Origin of the sequence: Croceibacterium soli (genome assembly GCF_009828065.1) — a bacterium.
GTDB classification, from domain to species: domain Bacteria; phylum Pseudomonadota; class Alphaproteobacteria; order Sphingomonadales; family Sphingomonadaceae; genus Croceibacterium_B; species Croceibacterium_B soli.
In genome coordinates this window covers 162000-179227 of record NZ_WTYK01000002.1, presented here as the reverse complement: position 1 = coordinate 179227, position 17228 = coordinate 162000, and the positions used below count along the sequence as shown (strand labels likewise).

The 17228-nt window shown below is 67.5% G+C and carries 17 protein-coding genes; 6 read left to right on the top strand and 11 right to left on the bottom strand.

Going from position 1 to position 17228, the window contains the following annotated elements; genetic code table 11:
• Window positions 1-19 precede the first annotated feature (19 nt).
• The 9 genes from GRI75_RS04000 to miaA form a co-directional block, all read right to left on the bottom strand.
• Window positions 20-265 carry a hypothetical protein gene (locus tag GRI75_RS04000; RefSeq protein WP_160745673.1) on the bottom strand — a complete coding sequence of 82 codons (246 nt, stop codon included), beginning with the start codon at window positions 263-265 and terminating at the stop codon, window positions 20-22.
• Window positions 266-335: 70 nt separating this feature from the next.
• Window positions 336-2021: a 2-isopropylmalate synthase gene (gene leuA / locus GRI75_RS03995; protein ID WP_160745672.1), complete on the bottom strand. Its 1686-nt coding sequence runs from the start codon at window positions 2019-2021 to the stop codon at window positions 336-338.
• Between the two features lie 208 nt (window positions 2022-2229).
• The gene (locus GRI75_RS03990) at window positions 2230-2637 is read right to left on the bottom strand and encodes an I78 family peptidase inhibitor (RefSeq protein WP_160745671.1); all 408 of its coding nucleotides are present in this window, start codon (window positions 2635-2637) and stop codon (window positions 2230-2232) included.
• 34 nt (window positions 2638-2671) lie between these two features.
• A complete protein-coding gene (locus tag GRI75_RS03985) occupies window positions 2672-3322 on the bottom strand; it encodes a YceI family protein (RefSeq protein WP_160745670.1) in 651 nt (216 codons plus the stop codon).
• A gap of 91 nt (window positions 3323-3413) precedes the next feature.
• Window positions 3414-3821, bottom strand: a complete 408-nt coding sequence (locus GRI75_RS14670) for an I78 family peptidase inhibitor (protein ID WP_160745669.1) — start codon at window positions 3819-3821, stop codon at window positions 3414-3416.
• Window positions 3822-3937: 116 nt separating this feature from the next.
• On the bottom strand, window positions 3938-4957 hold the full coding sequence (gene ilvC / locus GRI75_RS03975) for a ketol-acid reductoisomerase (RefSeq protein ID WP_160745668.1): 1020 nt from the start codon (window positions 4955-4957) through the stop codon (window positions 3938-3940).
• 117 nt (window positions 4958-5074) lie between these two features.
• Window positions 5075-5590 (bottom strand): acetolactate synthase small subunit, encoded by a 516-nt coding sequence (ilvN, locus tag GRI75_RS03970; protein WP_160745667.1) that lies wholly within the window; start codon window positions 5588-5590, stop codon window positions 5075-5077.
• On the bottom strand, window positions 5590-7332 hold the full coding sequence (gene ilvB / locus GRI75_RS03965; RefSeq protein ID WP_160745666.1) for a biosynthetic-type acetolactate synthase large subunit: 1743 nt from the start codon (window positions 7330-7332) through the stop codon (window positions 5590-5592). The genes ilvN and ilvB overlap by 1 nt, the downstream gene beginning before the upstream one ends.
• A 143-nt stretch (window positions 7333-7475) precedes the next feature.
• Window positions 7476-8420, bottom strand: a complete 945-nt coding sequence (miaA, locus tag GRI75_RS03960) for a tRNA (adenosine(37)-N6)-dimethylallyltransferase MiaA (RefSeq protein WP_160745665.1) — start codon at window positions 8418-8420, stop codon at window positions 7476-7478.
• Here miaA and serB point away from each other — a divergent pair.
• A complete protein-coding gene (gene serB, locus GRI75_RS03955; RefSeq protein ID WP_160745664.1) occupies window positions 8413-9297 on the top strand; it encodes a phosphoserine phosphatase SerB in 885 nt (294 codons plus the stop codon). The two genes, miaA and serB, sit on opposite strands and share 8 nt — an antisense overlap.
• Window positions 9298-9413: 116 nt before the next feature.
• Here the strand turns inward: serB and GRI75_RS03950 are convergent, their stop codons facing one another.
• Both GRI75_RS03950 and purL read right to left on the bottom strand, forming a co-directional pair.
• Window positions 9414-10673: a DUF418 domain-containing protein gene (locus tag GRI75_RS03950; RefSeq protein ID WP_160745663.1), complete on the bottom strand. Its 1260-nt coding sequence runs from the start codon at window positions 10671-10673 to the stop codon at window positions 9414-9416.
• 366 nt (window positions 10674-11039) lie between these two features.
• Window positions 11040-13274: a phosphoribosylformylglycinamidine synthase subunit PurL gene (gene purL / locus GRI75_RS03945; RefSeq protein ID WP_160745662.1), complete on the bottom strand. Its 2235-nt coding sequence runs from the start codon at window positions 13272-13274 to the stop codon at window positions 11040-11042.
• A 279-nt stretch (window positions 13275-13553) separates the two neighbouring features.
• Here purL and GRI75_RS03940 point away from each other — a divergent pair, with 279 nt between their 5' ends.
• The 5 genes from GRI75_RS03940 to queA all read left to right on the top strand — a co-directional run bounded on the left by GRI75_RS03940 (window position 13554) and on the right by queA (window position 17204).
• Complete coding sequence (locus GRI75_RS03940) at window positions 13554-13802, top strand: exodeoxyribonuclease VII small subunit (RefSeq protein ID WP_160745998.1); 249 nt, start codon at window positions 13554-13556, stop codon at window positions 13800-13802.
• A gap of 4 nt (window positions 13803-13806) precedes the next feature.
• Entirely contained in the window at window positions 13807-14712 is a 906-nt protein-coding gene (locus tag GRI75_RS03935) for a polyprenyl synthetase family protein (protein WP_328597922.1), read from the top strand.
• Window positions 14709-15221 carry a pantetheine-phosphate adenylyltransferase gene (gene coaD, locus GRI75_RS03930; RefSeq protein WP_160745660.1) on the top strand — a complete coding sequence of 171 codons (513 nt, stop codon included), beginning with the start codon at window positions 14709-14711 and terminating at the stop codon, window positions 15219-15221. Before GRI75_RS03935 ends, coaD begins: the two co-directional genes overlap by 4 nt.
• 77 nt (window positions 15222-15298) lie before the next feature.
• Window positions 15299-16042 carry a peptidylprolyl isomerase gene (locus GRI75_RS03925; protein ID WP_202389583.1) on the top strand — a complete coding sequence of 248 codons (744 nt, stop codon included), beginning with the start codon at window positions 15299-15301 and terminating at the stop codon, window positions 16040-16042.
• A gap of 130 nt (window positions 16043-16172) precedes the next feature.
• Window positions 16173-17204, top strand: coding sequence for a tRNA preQ1(34) S-adenosylmethionine ribosyltransferase-isomerase QueA (gene queA, locus GRI75_RS03920; RefSeq protein WP_160745659.1), 1032 nt, complete (start codon window positions 16173-16175; stop codon window positions 17202-17204).
• Window positions 17205-17228: the final 24 nt, after the last annotated feature.

The following is a 17228-nucleotide window of genomic DNA, read 5'->3' as shown; positions in this document are numbered from 1 at the left end:
GCGGTGACCGAGCGTTCGATCAGTCGACCTGCGCCTCGGCAGTCGGCTCGTTCTGGACGTCGGCTTCGGCTTCGGCGGCTTCCTGGTCGAGGTTTTCGGCGGCGTTGCCCGCGGCTTCGGCGCCTTCCTCGAGGACCTGCTCGGTGTTGGCGGCGGCGTCGGCGGCGGCGGATTCGACCATTTCTTCCGCGTTGTCCTGCGTGCGTTCGGAGCAGCCGACGAGGGCAAGGCCGGCGGTCAGTGTGGCCAAAGTGAGTATGCGCATTGCGGGTCTCCCGATCGAAACGTTTCGAGCTCTCAACGGAACCTGCATAGCGCAGTTCCGGCGAGGGTGGCTAGGCGGCGCTTCGGCTCGCCCCGTTGGCGGCGCTGAGGATGGCGCGGACGCTGGCCGTGGCGACGTCCTGGTCGATGCCGACGCCCCAGACCACGCGGCCATCGGGCAGGGTGCATTCGAGGTACGCCGCCGCCCGGGCATCGGTGCCGGTGCCGAGCGCATGCTCGGAGTAATCGGCCACTTCGAGCTCGAGCCCGAACGCCTCCTTCAGCGTCGCGAGCACGGAGGAAATCAACCCCTTGCCGCGCCCGCTGACGCTCTGCTCCTGCCCGTCGACTTCGATCGTCCCGGTGAAGATCCGGTCTCCGTCGCCGGCACGGGTCTCCTCGAAGTCCACCAGGCGGAAGCGGCGCTTCTCCACCTTCACGAAATAGGCTTCGCGGAACACCTGCCAGATGTCGGCGGCGTTGAGCTCGCGGCCCAGCTCGTCGGCGAGGCGCTGGACGTGCCTGGAGAAGTCCGCCTGCAGTTTCTTGGGCAGCTTGAGGCCCTGGTCCTGCTCCAGCACCCAGGCGAAACCGCCTTTGCCGGACTGCGAGTTGACGCGGATCACCGCCTCGTAGCTGCGGCCGAGGTCGGCCGGGTCGATCGGCAGGTAGGGCACGCGCCACAGCTCGTCGTTGCGCTGTTCCTGCGCCGCGAAGCCCTTCTTGATGGCGTCCTGGTGGCTGCCGGAAAAGGCGGTGAAGACCAGCTCGCCGCCGTACGGATGGCGTTCGTGGACCGGGAGCTGGTTGCAGTACTCCACGGTCTCGATGATCCGGTCGATGTCGGAGAAATCGAGCCCAGGGTCGATGCCTTGCGTGTACATGTTGAGAGCGACCGTCACCAGGCAGCAGTTGCCCGTGCGCTCGCCGTTGCCGAACAGACAGCCTTCGATCCGGTCGGCGCCGGCCATCAGCCCCAGCTCGGCCGCGGCCACCCCGGTGCCGCGGTCGTTGTGGGTGTGCAGGCTGATCACCGCGCTCTCGCGGTTCGGCAGGTTGCGGCAGAAGTACTCGATCTGGTCGGCGTAGACGTTCGGCGTCGCCGCCTCGACCGTTGCCGGCAAGTTGAGGATGATCGGCCGCTCGGGCGTCGGCTGCAGCACGTCCATCACCGCTTCGCAGACCGAGATCGAGAAATCGAGCTCGGCGGTCGAGAACGTTTCCGGCGAATACTGGAAGTGCCAGTCCGTGTCCGGCCGCCGGCCCGCCTCGTCGCGCATGACCTTTGCGCCTTTGACCGCCACTTCGCGCACTTCCTCGGGCGTCATGCGGAAGACGATCTCGCGCCAGGCGGGGCTGACCGCGTTGTAGAGGTGGACGATCGCCGCGCGCGCGCCTTCCAGGCTGGCGAAGCTGGTGCGGATCAGGTCCTCGCGCGACTGGGTCAGCACTTGGACGATCACGTCATCGGGGATCTTTCCGGATCGGACGAGGCCCTGGATGAAGTCGAATTCGGTCTGCCCCGCGCTCGGGAAGCCGACCTCGATCTCCTTCACGCCGATCTCCACGAGGAGATCGAAGAAGCGGTTCTTCTTCACCCCGTCCATCGGGTCGACGATCGCCTGGTTGCCGTCGCGGAGGTCGGTCGACAGCCAGCGCGGCGGCTGGGTGATCATGCGCGAGGGCCATTGCCGGTCGGGCAATGGGACCTGCGGGAAGGGCCTGTACTTGCGGCTCGGATCGCTGAGCATCGCCATCGGGAAAGTGCCTTGTTGCATGGAGGCCGCGCGGCAAGCATCCGCGCGGCGATTTCGACGTGTTGGTGAATGGCCCTTAGGCAGGTTGCCCGCGGGCCCATCGTTGGGCACGGGCAGGGGACGCGCCTAAGGGCGCGTAAGTCGAAGCAGCGCTAGGATGTCGCGGCGGTACATGCCTGCGGCATATGGGAGAGGCGCCGCGGTTTGTCTACCCGCAATGGACTTCGGTGATCGCTCCGCCGACGTCGAGCATGACATTGAGGCGCTGCGGACTGTAGTCCTCGGTCGTCGCCTGGCCCGGGCCGACCCAGCGGATCGTGGCGATCGGCGCGACTGCCGCGGCGAGGCGCTCGCGCACAGCCGGCGTCGCGGTCTGGCCAATGAACGGTTCGGCCTTGGGTGCATTGCAGTCGGAAGGAACCGCGGGGCCCACGGGCGATGTCATCGTCGGATGGACCGGGCTGGGCGCGGGGTCGGCGGCACTTGCGACTGCCGTGTCCGGATCGCCGGCTGCCGCCACGGGGTCGGCGCCGGCGGGGCCTTGCGCGGCATCGCCGCAGGCTGTCAGGAGCAAACCGGTCAGGATTGCCCAGTGCTTGAGGGGTGCGGCCGCCATGCCCCACGAAAGGCAGGCGGCCGCGAAAAGTTCCTCAGCGCTTTTCGAAGGCGGCCGAAATGTCGAGCTCGACTTCATCCGACACCATCGGAACCGCGAACTTGACGCCCCAGTCGCTCCGCTTGATCGAGGTGCGGCCCTCGAAGCCGACGGTCTTCACCTGGCTCATCGGGTTGGCGCCGGCGCCGGTGAACTCGGCAGCGATCACGACCGGCTTGGTGACGCCGTTCATGGTCAGGTTTCCGGTGATGTTAGCTGTCGTGCCGCCGGTCGATTCGACCTTCGTCGACACAAAGCGAGCCGGAGCCGGATCGGCGCCGAAGAAGTCCGGAGCAGCGCCGTCCTTGCCCGCGCGCGTGAGGTGATCCGTCAGGCCGGCGCTGGCGGTGACGACCGAGGCGATCGGAACCGTGACGTCGAGCTTGGCCGCGTTCGGGTTGGCCGGATCGATTTCCAGCGTCCCGGTGACGTTGCCGAAGATCCCGAAGTAGTCGTTGAAGCCGAAGTGATTCGCCCGCCAGCCGACCAGCGTGTGGTTGGGATCGACCTGATAGGTGCCGGCTTCGACCCGGCTGGCGTCGACCTGGCCCGGCAACTGCGGCGCTCCACCCTGCGCATGGAGCGTGCCGAAGGTAAGGGCGGCGGCGCCGGCTGCGGCGGCAAGGACGAGTTTCGAAATGCGCATGGTTCACTCCCGTTGGATGTTTGGCGGGAGTGTGGCGCGTCCGGTTGACATTGTCTACCATCAAGCGTCGCGAGATGCTGCGGAAGGCGCGTCAGCCGCAGCGGAACAGCCTTATGCGCCCGTCCTCGCCGGTTTCGACGTTGAGCCGGTCGGGCCGCAGGTCCATCGTCACGACGTCACCCGGGGCGATGTAGCGAATGCGGTCGTGCCCGACGGCATCCGCGATCTCGTTCCTGACGGTCTCGGTCGGCAGCACGTTCAGCCAGCGGTCGAGCTTGTCGGCGCCGCAGGTGCTCGCGTCCGGTTCGTTGGCGTTGAACGCCGGGGAGGCTTCGTCGATCGGCGATTCCGGGTTGGTCTTGGCGCCGGCTTCGGTGGCGGCGGGAGCGCTCTGCTCGGCGCTGCTCGCCTGCGTGGCGGCCTCGTCCTGCGCCTCGCAGGCGCCCAGCAGCGCAGCGAAGGTTACCGCGAGGATGGCGGATGCGGGCTTTGCTCTCACGGGACGCCTCCGGCTGTTCCCGATTGCAACGGGCCGCCTGGGGTGAGGTTCCGCCCGGCCGCCCCCTCCCCAGCTCCGGCTAGCGGCGCTTGGAGAGGGGGCTTAGCGTCGCAGCCTCAGTTCTTGTCCTTGTCCACCAGCTTGTTGGCGGTGATCCAGGGCATCATCGCGCGAAGCTGGGCGCCGGTCTTCTCGATCGGGTGCTCGGCCTGGCGCTTGCGGGCGGCCTTCATTTCCGGGTTGCCGACGGCATTGTCGAGCATGAAGCGCTGGACGAAGCGGCCAGCCTGGATGTCTTCCAGCACGCGCTTCATCTCGGCCTTGGTCTCGCTCGTAATCACGCGCGGGCCGGTGTGGTAATCGCCGTATTCGGCGGTGTTGCTGATCGAGTAGCGCATGTTGGCGATGCCGCCTTCGTACAGCAGGTCGACGATCAGCTTCGTCTCGTGGAGGCACTCGAAATAGGCCATCTCGGGGGCGTAGCCGGCTTCCACCAGCGTTTCGAACCCGGCCATGATCAGGTGGGTGATGCCGCCGCACAGGACGGCCTGCTCGCCGAACAGGTCGGTTTCGCACTCTTCCTTGAAGTTGGTCTCGATGATGCCGGACCGGCCGCCGCCGACGCCGCTGGCATAGGCGAGGGCGATGTCGTGCGCGTTGCCGCTGGCATCCTGGTGGATGGCGATCAGGCAGGGCACGCCGCCGCCCTTCTGGTACTCGCTGCGGACGGTGTGGCCCGGGCCCTTCGGCGCGATCATGATCACGTCGATGTCGGCGCGCGGTTCGATCAGCCCGAAGTGGACGTTGAGGCCGTGAGCGAAGGCGAGCGCCGCGCCCGGCTTCATGTTGGCCTTGAGGTCGTCGGCCCAGATCGCCGCCTGGTGCTCGTCCGGCGCCAGGACCATCAGGATGTCGGCCCATGCGGCGGCTTCCGCGTTCGACAGGACCTTGAAGCCGGCGCCTTCCGCCTTCTTCGCGGAGGCCGAGCCGGCACGCAGCGCGATCGCGACGTCCTTGACGCCCGAGTCACGCAGGTTCTGGGCATGGGCGTGGCCCTGGCTGCCATAGCCGAGCACGGCGACCTTCTTGTCGGTGATCAGGCTGAGATCGGCGTCGGCGTCGTAGTAAACTTTCATCTCACTCACTCTTTCTCGTCATCCCGGCGAGCGCCGGGATCGCTGTCGGATACGCGCCGCCCTGGCGGCCACCGGTCCCGGGTCAAGCCCGGGACGACGCGTGTTGTCAAACTTGTTCTACGCCCCCTCGGCGCCGCGGATCATGCCCACGATGCCGGAGCGGCCGACCTCGACCAGCCCGAGCTCGCGCATCAGGGTGACGAAGCTGTCGATCTTGTCGCTCGTGCCGGTCAGCTCGAACACGAAGCTCTCGGTGGTCGTGTCGACCACTTTCGCGCGGAACACGTCGGCGATGCGCAGCGCCTCGACCCGGTGCTCGCCCTTGCCGGCGACTTTCACCAGCGCCAGCTCGCGCTCGACATGCGGGCCGGCCTCAGTGAGGTCAGTGACTTTGTGCACCGGCACGAGCCGCTCGAGCTGCGCCATGATCTGGTCGATAACCGGCGGCGGGCCTTTGGTGGCGATGGTGATGCGGCTGACCGCGTGGTCTTCGCTGATGTCGGCCACGGTCAGGCTGTCGATATTGTAGCCGCGGGCGGTGAACAGCCCGGCGATCTTGGCCAGGATGCCGGCCTCGTTGTCGACGGTTACGGTCAGGACGTGACGTTCGGTTTGTGACTGCTCGATCTTCATCACACCAGCGCCTTCGCTTCGTCTGCCATCGTGCCGGCGACCTGGTCGCCGTAGAGCAGCATGTCGGTGTGCGCCGCGCCGCTCGGGATCATCGGGAAGCAGTTTGCGTCCTGCGACACGCGGCAGTCGACCATCACCGGCCCGTCGTGCTCGATCATCGCGCGGATCCCGGCGTCGAGGTCGGCTTCGCTCTCGATCCGGATGCCTTTCCAGCCATAGGCTTCGGCCAGGTGCACGAAATCGGGCAGGCTGTCGGAGTAGGAGTTCGAATAGCGGCTTTCATAGGTCAGTTCCTGCCACTGGCGGACCATGCCCATGTACTCGTTGTTGAGGATGAAGACCTTGATCGGCAGGCGGAACTGGCTCGCCGTGCCCATCTCCTGGATGTTCATCTGGATCGAAGCCTCGCCGGCGATGTCGATCACCAGCTTGCCCGGATTGCCGAGCTGCGCGCCGATCGCGGCGGGCATGCCGTAGCCCATCGTGCCGAGGCCGCCGCTGGTCAGCCAGCGGTTCGGGCCGAAGAAGCCGAAGTACTGCGCCGCCCACATCTGGTGCTGGCCGACTTCGGTGGTGATGATCGGGTCATACTCGCGCGTCAGCTCGAACAGCCGCTGGACGGCGAACTGCGGCATGATCGAGTCCGTGCGGTGCGGGTAGGCCAGGCTGTCGCGCGCCTTCCAGCCGGCGACGCGCGCTTTCCATTCCGTGAGATCCTGCGGCTTGCGGCTGCCCCAGGCTTCGATCAGCTGCTCCAGGACGGTGGTGCAGTCGCCGACGATCCCGACGTCGACAGAGACGATCTTGTTGATCGAGGCACGATCGATATCGATGTGGATCTTCTTGGAGTCCGGCGAGAACGCATCGAGGCGGCCGGTCACGCGGTCGTCGAAGCGGGCGCCGATGTTCACCATCAGGTCGCACTGGTTCATCGCCATGTTGGCTTCGTACGTGCCGTGCATGCCGAGCATGCCGAGCCAGTCAGGATGGTCGGCCGGGAAGGCGCCGAGGCCCATCAGGGTGGACGTGACCGGCGCGCCAGTGAGGGCCTGCAGTTCGCGCAGCAGTTCGCTCGCGCGCGGGCCGGAGTTGATCACGCCGCCGCCGGTGTAGAAGACCGGAGCCTTGGCATTGGCCAGCATCTCGATCGCCTGGGCGATCTCGTCCGCGGCGGCGGTGGTGCGCGGCACGTAGCGCTTCGGGCGCTGGACCGGCGCGTCGGAGAGCGCCGCGGTGGCGACCTGGACGTTCTTCGGAATGTCGACCAGCACCGGGCCGGGGCGGCCGGTGGTGGCGATCTCGAATGCTTCGTCGATCGTCGCCGCCAGTTCGGACGGGTCCTTCACCAGGTAGTTGTGCTTGGTGCAGTGGCGGGTCAGTCCGATCGTGTCGGCTTCCTGGAACGCGTCGGTGCCGATCAGGTTCGTCGCGACCTGCCCGGTGATGACCACCATCGGGATCGAGTCCATGAATGCGTCGGCGATCCCGGTGATCGCGTTCGTCGCGCCCGGGCCGGACGTGACGAGGACCACGCCTGGCTTGCCGGTGGAGCGGGCATAGCCTTCGGCGGCATGCGCGGCGCCGGCTTCGTGCCGCACCAGGATGTGGCGCAGCCGCTCGTCGCTGAACAGCTCGTCGTAGATCGGCAGCACCGCGCCGCCCGGGTAGCCGAACACGAACTCGACACCCTGGCGAACCAGGCACTCGACCAATATCGCAGCGCCGCTGCGTTCCTCGGACACGACTTCATCCTTCTGCTTGTGGAGGCTGAAAAAGGCGGACCCGGCCACGATGTTCTCGTGCCGGGTCTCTCCTCTCCAACTCTGTAACAGGAAACTCGCTTGTTGGTAGGCCTGCTAAGGGACAGTTTATGACGTGTCAACAGCTAAAAGACAAACAATCTTTCAAAATAGGTAGCCAACGAACAACTTAGTGTCTCGTGCCGAGGCCACTCCTGCGGAGTCTGGTGGCGGAACCAGGTGTACTGCCGCTTGGCATAGTTGCGCGTGGCTTGCTGTCCCATGACGACCGCCTCTTCGCGCGACCACTCGCCGCGCAGCCAGCCGGCGATTTCCGGGACGCCGATGGCGCGCATCACAGGAAGGGCGGGAGAGAGGCCGCGGGCGAGCAGCGCCTCGACTTCCTCCACCGCGCCTTCGTCCAGCATGCGCTCGAACCGCGCGTCGCAGCGAGCGTAGAGCGCCTCGCGCGGCGGCAGCAGGACGAGCGGGTGGAGCTCGACGGCGGCGCCGATTCCCCCGGTGCGGCGCTGCTGCCAGTGGGCCAGCGGCTTGCCCGTCGAACGGATGACTTCCAGCGCGCGTGCGATGCGGGTCGCGTCGGCGGCGTTGAGCGCGGCGGCGCGCTCGGGGTCCTCCGCCTGCAGCGCGGTATAAGCATCGGCGAGGGGCAGGGCGCGCACGCTCTCGCGCACGGCGGGGTCGATCTCGGGCACTGGGGCGATGCCGTCGAGCAGGGTGCGGATGTAGAGCCCCGTGCCGCCGACCAGGATGGGCAGCATGCCGGCGATCTGCGCGTCTTCGATCTCCCGCTTCGCCCGGGCGGCCCAGTCGGCGGCGGAGCAGGGCTCCGCCCCGTCCCAGGCGCCGAACAGGCGGTGCGGCACGCCGCTCATCTCCTCTTCGCTCGGGCGGGCGCTCAGGACCCTCAGGTCGCGGTAGACCTGGGCGCTGTCCGCGTTGATCACCACGCAGGCGCGCCCGCGTTCCTCCATAGCCTGCGCCAGCCGCACGGCCAGATCGCTCTTGCCGCTGGCTGTCGGCCCTGCAATGAGCGCGACCGATTTTCCAGGAGACCCATTCGTGCTCATCGCCCGCCTGATAGCAGACCCAGCGACGCTTGAGGCAAGCCTCGATGCCGCGACGCGTGCGCTGGAGGGGGAGGGCATGGCGCTGGCCCGCGCGCAGATGAACGACCACTGGGGCGACGTGCTCGAGCTGATGCTCCCCGGCGACGACGCGGAGACGCTGCGGCGCGTGATCGACGAGCACTTCCGCCCGTCCGACGCGATAGTCGCCTCACAGGACTTTCGCATTCCCGACCTGTTCGTCTCCGACATGGATTCGACGATGATCGGGCAGGAATGTATCGACGAACTCGCCGACTATGCCGGCATCAAGCCACAGATCGCCGCGATCACCGAGCGGGCAATGCAGGGCGAACTCGATTTCGAGAGCGCCTTGCGGGAGCGGGTCGGCCTGCTCGCCGGGCTCGACGAAGCGGCGATCGGGCAGTGCCTTGCCGAGCGGATCAAGCCGATGCCAGGCGCGCGCACGCTGGTGGCGACGCTCAAGCATCGCGGCTGCCGCACGGTGCTCGTCACCGGAGGGTTCCACCACTTTGCCGACCCGGTGGCCGAGCAGATCGGCTTCGACCGCGTCGCCGGCAACCGCCTTGCCGTGGCGAACGGCACGCTGACCGGAGAGCTGATCGGCGCGATCACCGACAGCTCGGTGAAGGAACAGGTCCTGCGCGAGGAGATGGCGCAGCTGGGCGACAACGCCGTCAGCCTCGCCACCGGCGACGGCGCGAACGACATCCCGCTGCTGCGCGCGGCGACCTACGGCGTCGCCTACCACGCCAAGCCGAAAGCGCGCGAGGCCGCCAACGGCTGGGTCGACCGGGGGGATCTCACCGCGATCCTCAAGCTGCTCGAGATCCCCGAGCACGACTGGGTCGCGGGCTGACCCAAGGATTCCGTTCGCCCTGAGCTTGTCGAAGGGCCGCCCTTCCTTTCGAGCGCCGCGCTCGCTGCTAAAAAGAGCGGTGCTTCGACAAGCTCAGCACGAACGGATGTGGAGAGTTAGTATGAAGCTGGAGAGTCCCGGCTTGGCAGCCGCATCGGTTCCCAGTTCCAGCGCGAGAGGCTGCGCCAAGCACATTCGAGCGGGCCGTAGCGGTAGCGGTCAAGCCACCAGGGCGACCACAGCAGCATGATCGCCCAGACCATCGGCGCGAACAGCCACAGTTCTCCGCGCGAGAACTCGCCGTAGAGTCCGCCGAAAGTGCCGAAGAACAGCAGCGTGCCGACCACCGTCGAGCCGAGGTAGTTGGTGAAGGCGGCGCGCCCGACCGCGGCAAAGCGGCGGGCGATGGCGCTGGGGCGGCCGAGGACCAGCATGATCAGCGCGGCATAGCCGATCGCGCCGACGGGATGCAGCGGGCTCACGTAGACGCGCGTCCAGGGGTAGTAGACCTGCGCAGCGAAATCGGCGGCCAGCGAGGCGTATGCGGCATAGGCGTGCACCGCTAAGCTTGAGCCAAGGCAGGTGGCCGCGATCCACGCGTAGCGCCGGCGGCTCCAGGTCCCGGCCAGGAACCCGCACTTGAGCCCGGCCATGCCGAGCAGCATCAGGCCGAGCGTCTCGAGGCCGTAGGTGAAAACGGACATGAATGGACGCCATGCAGCGTCGCCCTGCGTCCTGTCGCGGACATGGGCGGCAATGCTGGCATGGGCCGCCTTGTCCTCGGCGATTTCGCTGGCCAGGGCCGGCGAGGGCGCGAGCATCGCTTCCACTTGCGCGCGCAACTCGGGCGGCGCGCCGGGCGCCAGTCCAGCCTCGATCTGCGCGACGCGCGGTATCGTCTGGGCGAATTGCGGGACATAGTGGAGCAGCAGCGCCGCCACGGCCGCCAGTAGCAGCCACTTCGTGCGCAATCGCCAGAACAGGTAGGCGACCATGCCAACCAGCGCGTAGTTGGCCAGGATGTCGCCCCACCACAGCAGGTAGTAGTGGGCCAGGCCGAAGATCAGCAGCACGATCATGCGCGGATAGTGGACCTGCCAGCCCTGCTTCCCGGCGGCCACCGCGCGTTCCACCACTACGGTCAGCGAGGCGCCGAACAGGATCGAGAACAGCGAGCGGAACCGGCCGTCGACGAAAATCGCATTGAGCGCCCACACCACCCGGTCGCCGGGCGAGTCGAAGCCGTAGTCGGGTGGGTAGAAGTAGGCCCGCTCGATCATCCCCATCCCGACCACATTGACCGAGAAGATGCCCATCACCGCGATGCCGCGGATCACGTCGAGCGTCAGGATGCGTTCGGAAGCGGTGCTCGCCATGACTGTTCCCCTGCGCGCCCGGGCGCCCGGGCGACCACTATGCGCAGCGCAGGCCCTTCGACAAGCTCAGGGCGAACGGGGGGGGGGGGGGCCTCTCTCTCCCTCGTCACCCTGAACTCGTTTCAGGGTCCATCTCTCCGCTTCACGCTCCGGTTGCAGGGGCGAAATGGATGCTGAACCGAGTTCAGCATGACGAGTATGAGACGGCAGCCTGTGCTGGGGCGCCTCTCCTGCTTCCGTATTTCCCTCGTCACCCTGAACTTGGTTCAGGGTCCATCGCGCCGGAAGCACCGGCGGCGGCAGCTGAGGCATGAATGCTGAAACGAGTTCAGCATGACGGAGTGGGGGTGAGTGGAAGACGAACCTCTAGTCCTCCATCCACTCCCGGAAGAAGCGTTCGTGGGCGGTGCGCAGGTCGGCCAGTTCGACGGTGCTGACGTCACCGGCGGTGCGGAAGGAGAGCAGGGCGCCTTCGGTCTCGCCGAGGTGCAGCGCGGGAATGCCGGCCGCCGCGGCGTATTCGAGCACCGAGCGGGTCACGTCCGCCGTGACGACATAGCGCGCCTGGTCCTCGCCGAACCAGAAGCCGGAGAGCGACGCGCACTCTTCCGGTGCCCGGACCACCGCACCCACTCCGCCGGCCAGAGCCATTTCCGCGATGGCGACCGCCAGGCCGCCGTCGGAGCAGTCGTGCACGGCTGTGACGATGCCGTCGGCCACGAGCTGGCGGATCAGTTCGCCGGTCTTGCGTTCGAGTTCGAGGTCGACCGGCGGCGGCAGGCCTTCCTCGCGGCCGTGCAACTCGCGCAGCCACAGCGACTGGCCGAGATGGCCGGCAGTGCCGCCGATCAGCACGATGGCCTCGGCCTCGTCGCGGAAGCCGATCCGGGCCATCGTGTCGTAGTCTTCGAGCAGGCCGACGCCGCCGATCGCCGGGGTCGGCAGGATCGCGCTGCCGCCGCCGGTCGCCTTGCTCTCGTTGTAGAGGCTGACGTTGCCGCTCACGATCGGGAAGTCGAGCGCACGGCAGGCATCGCCCATGCCTTCGAGGCAGCCGGTGAACTGGGCCATGATCTCCGGCCGTTCGGGATTGCCGAAGTTGAGGCAGTTGGTGATCGCCAGCGGCCGCGCGCCAACCGCGCTGAGGTTGCGGTAGCTTTCGGCCACGGCCTGCTTGCCGCCTTCATAGGGGTCGACATAGCAATAGCGCGGCGTGCAGTCGGTGGTGATGGCCAGGGCCTTTTTGGTCCCGTGCACGCGCACGACAGCGGCATCGCCGCCCGATTTCTGCAGCGTATCGGCGCCGACCTGGCTGTCGTACTGCTGCCAGATCCACTTGCGGCTGGCGAGGTCGGCGCTGCCCATCAACCGGGTAAGGTCGCCGGCGATGTCGGTGGTTTCCGGAGCGCTCTCGACCGGCCCGACCTTCGCCCAGGCCCGATATTCCTCTTTGGAGATTGCCGGGCGGTCGTATTCCGGGGCATCGTCGGCGAGGGGCCCGAGCGGAATGTCGCAAACGACTTCGCCTTGCCATTCCAGGACCATGTGGCCGGTGTCGGTGACTTCGCCGATGACCGCGAAATCGAGCTCCCACTTGCGGAAGATCGCCTCGGCTTCGGCTTCACGACCCGGCTTGAGCACCATGAGCATCCGCTCCTGGCTCTCGCTCAGCATCATCTCGTAGGGGGTCATGCCCTCTTCGCGGCAGGGCACTTTGTCCATGTCGAGGCGGATGCCGGCGCCGCCCTTGCTGGCCATTTCGACGGACGAGGAGGTCAGGCCCGCCGCGCCCATGTCCTGGATCGCCACGATGGCGTCGGTCGCCATGAGCTCGAGACAGGCTTCGATCAGCAGCTTCTCGGTGAACGGATCGCCGACCTGGACCGTAGGCCGCTTGGCCTCCGCGTCCTCGGCGAAGTCGGCGCTCGCCATCGTCGCGCCGTGGATGCCGTCGCGCCCGGTTTTGGAACCGACATAGACGATCGAATTGCCGAGCCCCGTGGCGGCCGAATAGAAGATCTTGTCCTGATCCGCGACACCCACGGTCATCGCGTTGACCAGGATGTTGCCGTCGTATGCCGGGTGGAAGTTGGTCTCCCCGCCCACGGTCGGCACGCCGACACAGTTGCCGTAACCGCCGATGCCGGCGACCACGCCCTGCACCAGGTGCTTCATCTTCGGGTGGTCCGGCCGGCCGAAGCGCAGCGCGTTCATGTTGGCGACCGGCCGCGCGCCCATCGTGAACACGTCGCGCAGGATGCCGCCGACGCCCGTCGCCGCGCCCTGGTAAGGCTCGATGTAGCTCGGGTGGTTGTGGCTCTCCATCTTGAAGATGGCAGCCTGCCGAACCCCATTAGGACCTTCGCCGATGTCGATCACGCCGGCGTTCTCGCCCGGGCCGCAGATCACCCACGGCGCCTGCGTCGGCAGCTTCTTCAGGTGCAGGCGGCTCGACTTGTAGGAGCAGTGCTCCGACCACATGACCGAGAAGATGCCGAGTTCCACGAGGTTCGGCGCGCGGCCGAGCCGGGCCTCGATGATGGCGTATTCCTGGGGCGAAAGACCGTGTTCGGCGACGATCTCGGGCGTGATCTGGGACATGGGTGCGCCGTTAGCGGTCGGAGGCTGGTGGCGCCAGTGGTCGCGTAGGTGGCACCCAACTTTTTTGCGCTCGCAGAGGCGCGGAGGCGCGGAGGGCCTTGCCGCGAAGCGGCGAGAAATCTCGAGCATCGTCCTGTTCGAATTGCAGGGTGTACAGAGCGGCTTCGCCGCAGGCACATCCTCTCCGCGCCTCTGCGCCTCTGCGAGCGTTTGAAATGCCCCGGGTGCTGTGGGGCACGGTGCTTGACCCTCGCCACCATCCCCGCCAATGCTCCGGCCATGGCGGAGCAGGGTACCGATATTTCGCAGATGAGCTTCGAAGACGCGCTGCGCGCGCTCGAGGACGTCGTTCGCCGGCTCGAGACGGGCGAAGTGCCGCTCGACGAGTCGATCGACCTTTACGAACGCGGCGAGACGCTGCGCAAGCATTGCCAGGCGCGGCTCGATGCAGCGCAGGCGCGGATCGAGAAGATCGTCGCCGGCCCCGACGGCAAGGCCGCCGGGATCGAGCCGTTCGAGGCGGGCTAGCCAGGTGGGGCTGATCCTCGCCGACGATATCCTCGCTCGCGGCTTCGATCGGATCCAGCGCGAGGTCGACGCGATGTTCGACGGCTACCTGCGGGTGCCGAAGGACGCGCGCTCTCGGCTAGTCGAAGCGATGCGTTATGCCGCAATCGGCGGCGGCAAGCGGGTGCGCCCGCTGCTGCTGACCGCCACGGCGGAGATCTACGGCGTATCGCGCGATGCCGCCGTCCGCGCCGGGTGCGCGATCGAGGCAATCCATGCCTATTCGCTGATCCACGACGACCTGCCGTGCATGGACGATGACGACATGCGCCACGGCAAGCCGACCGTGCACAAGGCGTTCGACGTCGCCACCGCCGTGCTCGCCGGCGATGCGCTGCATGCGCTGGCGTTCGAGCTGCTCACCGACGATCAGACGAGCGCCGATCCGTTCGTCCGCGCCGAGCTCGTCCGCGCGCTTGCCCGGGCCAGCGGCCATCACGGCATGGCCGGCGGGCAGATGATGGACATGGCCGCGACCGATCAGCAGTTCGATCTCCACGCCGTCACCCGCCTACAGCAGCTCAAGACCGGCGCGCTGCTCGCGGCGGCGGTGGAAATGGGCGCGATCCTCGGCCGTGTGGTCGAGGAGGGCAGGGCGCACCTTCGCGCCTATGCCCGCGACATCGGCCTCGCGTTCCAGATCGCCGACGACCTGCTCGATTGCGAAGGCGACGAGAGCAAGGCCGGCAAGGCGCTGCGGAAGGACGATGGCGCCGGCAAGGCCACCTTTGTTTCCCTGATGGGCGCCGAGAAGGCGCGCGACCAGGCCCACGCTCTGGCCGAACAGGCCATCGGCCACCTTTCGACCCACGGCGAAGAGGCAAACCTGCTGCGCGCGCTGGCGCGGTTCGTGGTGGAGCGGGACCGGTGACGGAACGCATCGGCCTCTACCCCGGCACGTTCGACCCGATCACGCTCGGCCACGCGGACATCATTCGGCGCGGGGCCAAGCTGGTCGACCGGCTGATCGTCGGCGTCACCACCAACCCTTCGAAGGACCCGATGTTCAGCCCGGAGGAGCGGATCGAGATGGTCCGCGCCGAAGTCGAGCGGCTGGGGATCGTGAACGCCGAGGTCGAAGGCTTCAACGCGCTGCTGGTCAAGTACGCGCGCAAGATCGGCGCCACCGTGCTGATCCGCGGGCTGCGGGCCGTGGCGGACTTCGAATACGAGTTCCAGATGGCCGGCATGAACCAGCAGCTCGCCCCGGGGGTGGAGACGGTGTTCCTGATGGCCGACGTGTCGCTGCAGCCGATCGCCTCCAAGCTGGTCAAGGAAATCGCCCTGTTCGGCGGGGACATCGGCCCGTTCGTCAGCCCGGAGGTGCGCGAGCAGGTCGTCGCCCGGGTCGAGCGGCTCGGCAGGCGGGGCGACTACTGACCAATCGTTCATTGCAGCGTCAGCGTGATACCGATAGGGGCGGCGGCACGAAAATGCTTGGGGTGGATGCACCGATAATGATTAAGACTCTCGCCAGTGCCGCGCTCGCCCTGACGCTCGCTTTCGCGCCCGGTCAGGCCTCTGCGCAATTGGGCCCGGGCTCGGCTGCCCAGGCAATGGCCGAGGCCGACGCCGCCGCGCCCGAGACGACGCAGCAGCAGCAGCCGATGCGCATTGCGGTCGACTTCGACCAGACCAGCGATCTCGACAACATCCTCTACCTCGACCTGTCGAACGGGCAGCGCGTCGCCATCCGGCTGATGCACGACTGGGCGCCGAACCATGTGGAGCGGATCAAGACGCTCACCCGCCAGGGCTTCTACGACGGGGTGATCTTCCACCGCGTGATCGACGGCTTCATGGCCCAGACGGGCGACCCGACCGGCACCGGAACCGGCGGCTCGCCGCTGCCCGACCTGAAGGCGGAGTTCAACCCGATGCCGCACGTGCGCGGCACCGTCTCGATGGCCCGCGCGCAGTCGGAAGACAGCGCCAACAGCCAGTTCTTCATCGTGTTCTACCCGCGCTTCACGCTCGACCGGAAGTACACCAACTTCGGCCGCGTGATCGGCAACATGGCCGCGGTCGATGCAATCACCCGCGGCGAGCCGCCGGCCAATCCGACGTACATCGTCCAGGCCTCCATCGCCGCCGACAACAAGCCGCAGAAGTTCGCCGCGCCCGGCGCGGCCGTGGTCCCGGCAAGCGCAGCCCCCGTCAGCAACATCGGAAACCTGCTCAGCCAGAACGACGGGCAGTAAGCGCCCGTCGTCCCGGACTTGATCCGGGACCGCTGGCCGCCAGGTCCGGCCAAGCGGCCAGCGATCCCGGCCCTTCGGCAGGCTCAGGAGAGCCTTCCGCCGGGATGACAATTTCGGCTAGGCGCCTCCCATGCGCGTTGACCTCTTCGACTTCGAACTTCCGCCCGAGCGGATTGCCCTACGCCCCGTGCGCCCGCGGGATTCCGCGCGCATGCTGGTGGTTGAGGGCGGCGCGGCGCCGTTCGCCGACCGGCGGGTCAGCGATCTTCCGAGCCTGCTGCGCGCCGGGGACGTGCTGGTGTTCAACGACACCCGCGTCATTCCGGCACAGCTCGAAGGCCGGCGCGGGGAAGCGAGTATCGGCGCGACGCTGCACAAGCGGATCGACCTGAGGCGCTGGCAGGCCTTCGTCCGCAACGCCAAGCGCCTGAAGCCGGGCGACCGGATCGACTTCCCGCAAGGCGTGACCGCCATCGCCGAGGAGCGCCATGCGGACGGCAGCTTCACCCTGGCGTTCGGCGGGGAGGAGCCGGTCGAAGTCTTGCTCGAACGGGCGGGCACGATGCCGCTGCCACCCTACATTGCCGGCAAGCGCCCGACCGACGCGCAGGACCGCGAGGACTACCAGACCATGTTTGCCCGCGAGGACGGCGCCGTGGCGGCCCCCACCGCGGCGCTGCATTTCACGCCCGAACTCCTCGCCGCTCTGGCGGAAGCAGGCATCGCCAGCGAGACGCTGACGCTCCATGTCGGCGCGGGCACGTTCCTGCCGGTGAAGGCCGAGGACACCGAAGCCCACGCGATGCACAGCGAATGGGGCCGGATCGATGCCGCCACCGCCGATCGCCTCAACGCCGCGCGCGCGGCCGGCGGGCGGGTGATCGCCGTCGGCACGACCAGCCTGCGCCTGCTCGAGAGCGCGGCCGGCGAGGACAAAGTAATCCGCCCGTTCGAAGGCGACACCGCGATCTTCATCACGCCCGGCTACCGCTTCCGCGCGATCGACGGGCTGATGACGAATTTTCATCTGCCGAAATCGACCCTGTTCATGCTGGTCAGCGCGCTTATGGGATTGGAGCGCATGCAGGCCGCCTATGCCCATGCAATCGCAAACGAATATCGCTTCTACAGCTATGGCGACTCGTCGCTTCTGATCCCCTGACGAGGGTATTCCGCGCATTGGCGT

Coding starts and splice junctions, on each gene's coding strand:
- ilvC (WP_160745668.1), bottom strand. CDS start 4,957: ATGAAAGTTTACTACGACGCCGACGCCGATCTCAGCCTGATCACCGAC.
- GRI75_RS03985 (WP_160745670.1), bottom strand. CDS start 3,322: ATGCGCATTTCGAAACTCGTCCTTGCCGCCGCAGCCGGCGCCGCCGCC.
- purL (WP_160745662.1), bottom strand. CDS start 13,274: ATGTCCCAGATCACGCCCGAGATCGTCGCCGAACACGGTCTTTCGCCC.
- GRI75_RS04000 (WP_160745673.1), bottom strand. CDS start 265: ATGCGCATACTCACTTTGGCCACACTGACCGCCGGCCTTGCCCTCGTC.
- leuA (WP_160745672.1), bottom strand. CDS start 2,021: ATGGCGATGCTCAGCGATCCGAGCCGCAAGTACAGGCCCTTCCCGCAG.
- GRI75_RS03950 (WP_160745663.1), bottom strand. CDS start 10,673: ATGGCGAGCACCGCTTCCGAACGCATCCTGACGCTCGACGTGATCCGC.
- queA (WP_160745659.1), top strand. CDS start 16,173: ATGCGCGTTGACCTCTTCGACTTCGAACTTCCGCCCGAGCGGATTGCC.
- GRI75_RS03925 (WP_202389583.1), top strand. CDS start 15,299: ATGATTAAGACTCTCGCCAGTGCCGCGCTCGCCCTGACGCTCGCTTTC.
- GRI75_RS03990 (WP_160745671.1), bottom strand. CDS start 2,637: ATGGCGGCCGCACCCCTCAAGCACTGGGCAATCCTGACCGGTTTGCTC.
- ilvN (WP_160745667.1), bottom strand. CDS start 5,590: ATGAAGATCGAGCAGTCACAAACCGAACGTCACGTCCTGACCGTAACC.
- miaA (WP_160745665.1), bottom strand. CDS start 8,420: ATGAGCACGAATGGGTCTCCTGGAAAATCGGTCGCGCTCATTGCAGGG.
- GRI75_RS03940 (WP_160745998.1), top strand. CDS start 13,554: ATGGCGGAGCAGGGTACCGATATTTCGCAGATGAGCTTCGAAGACGCG.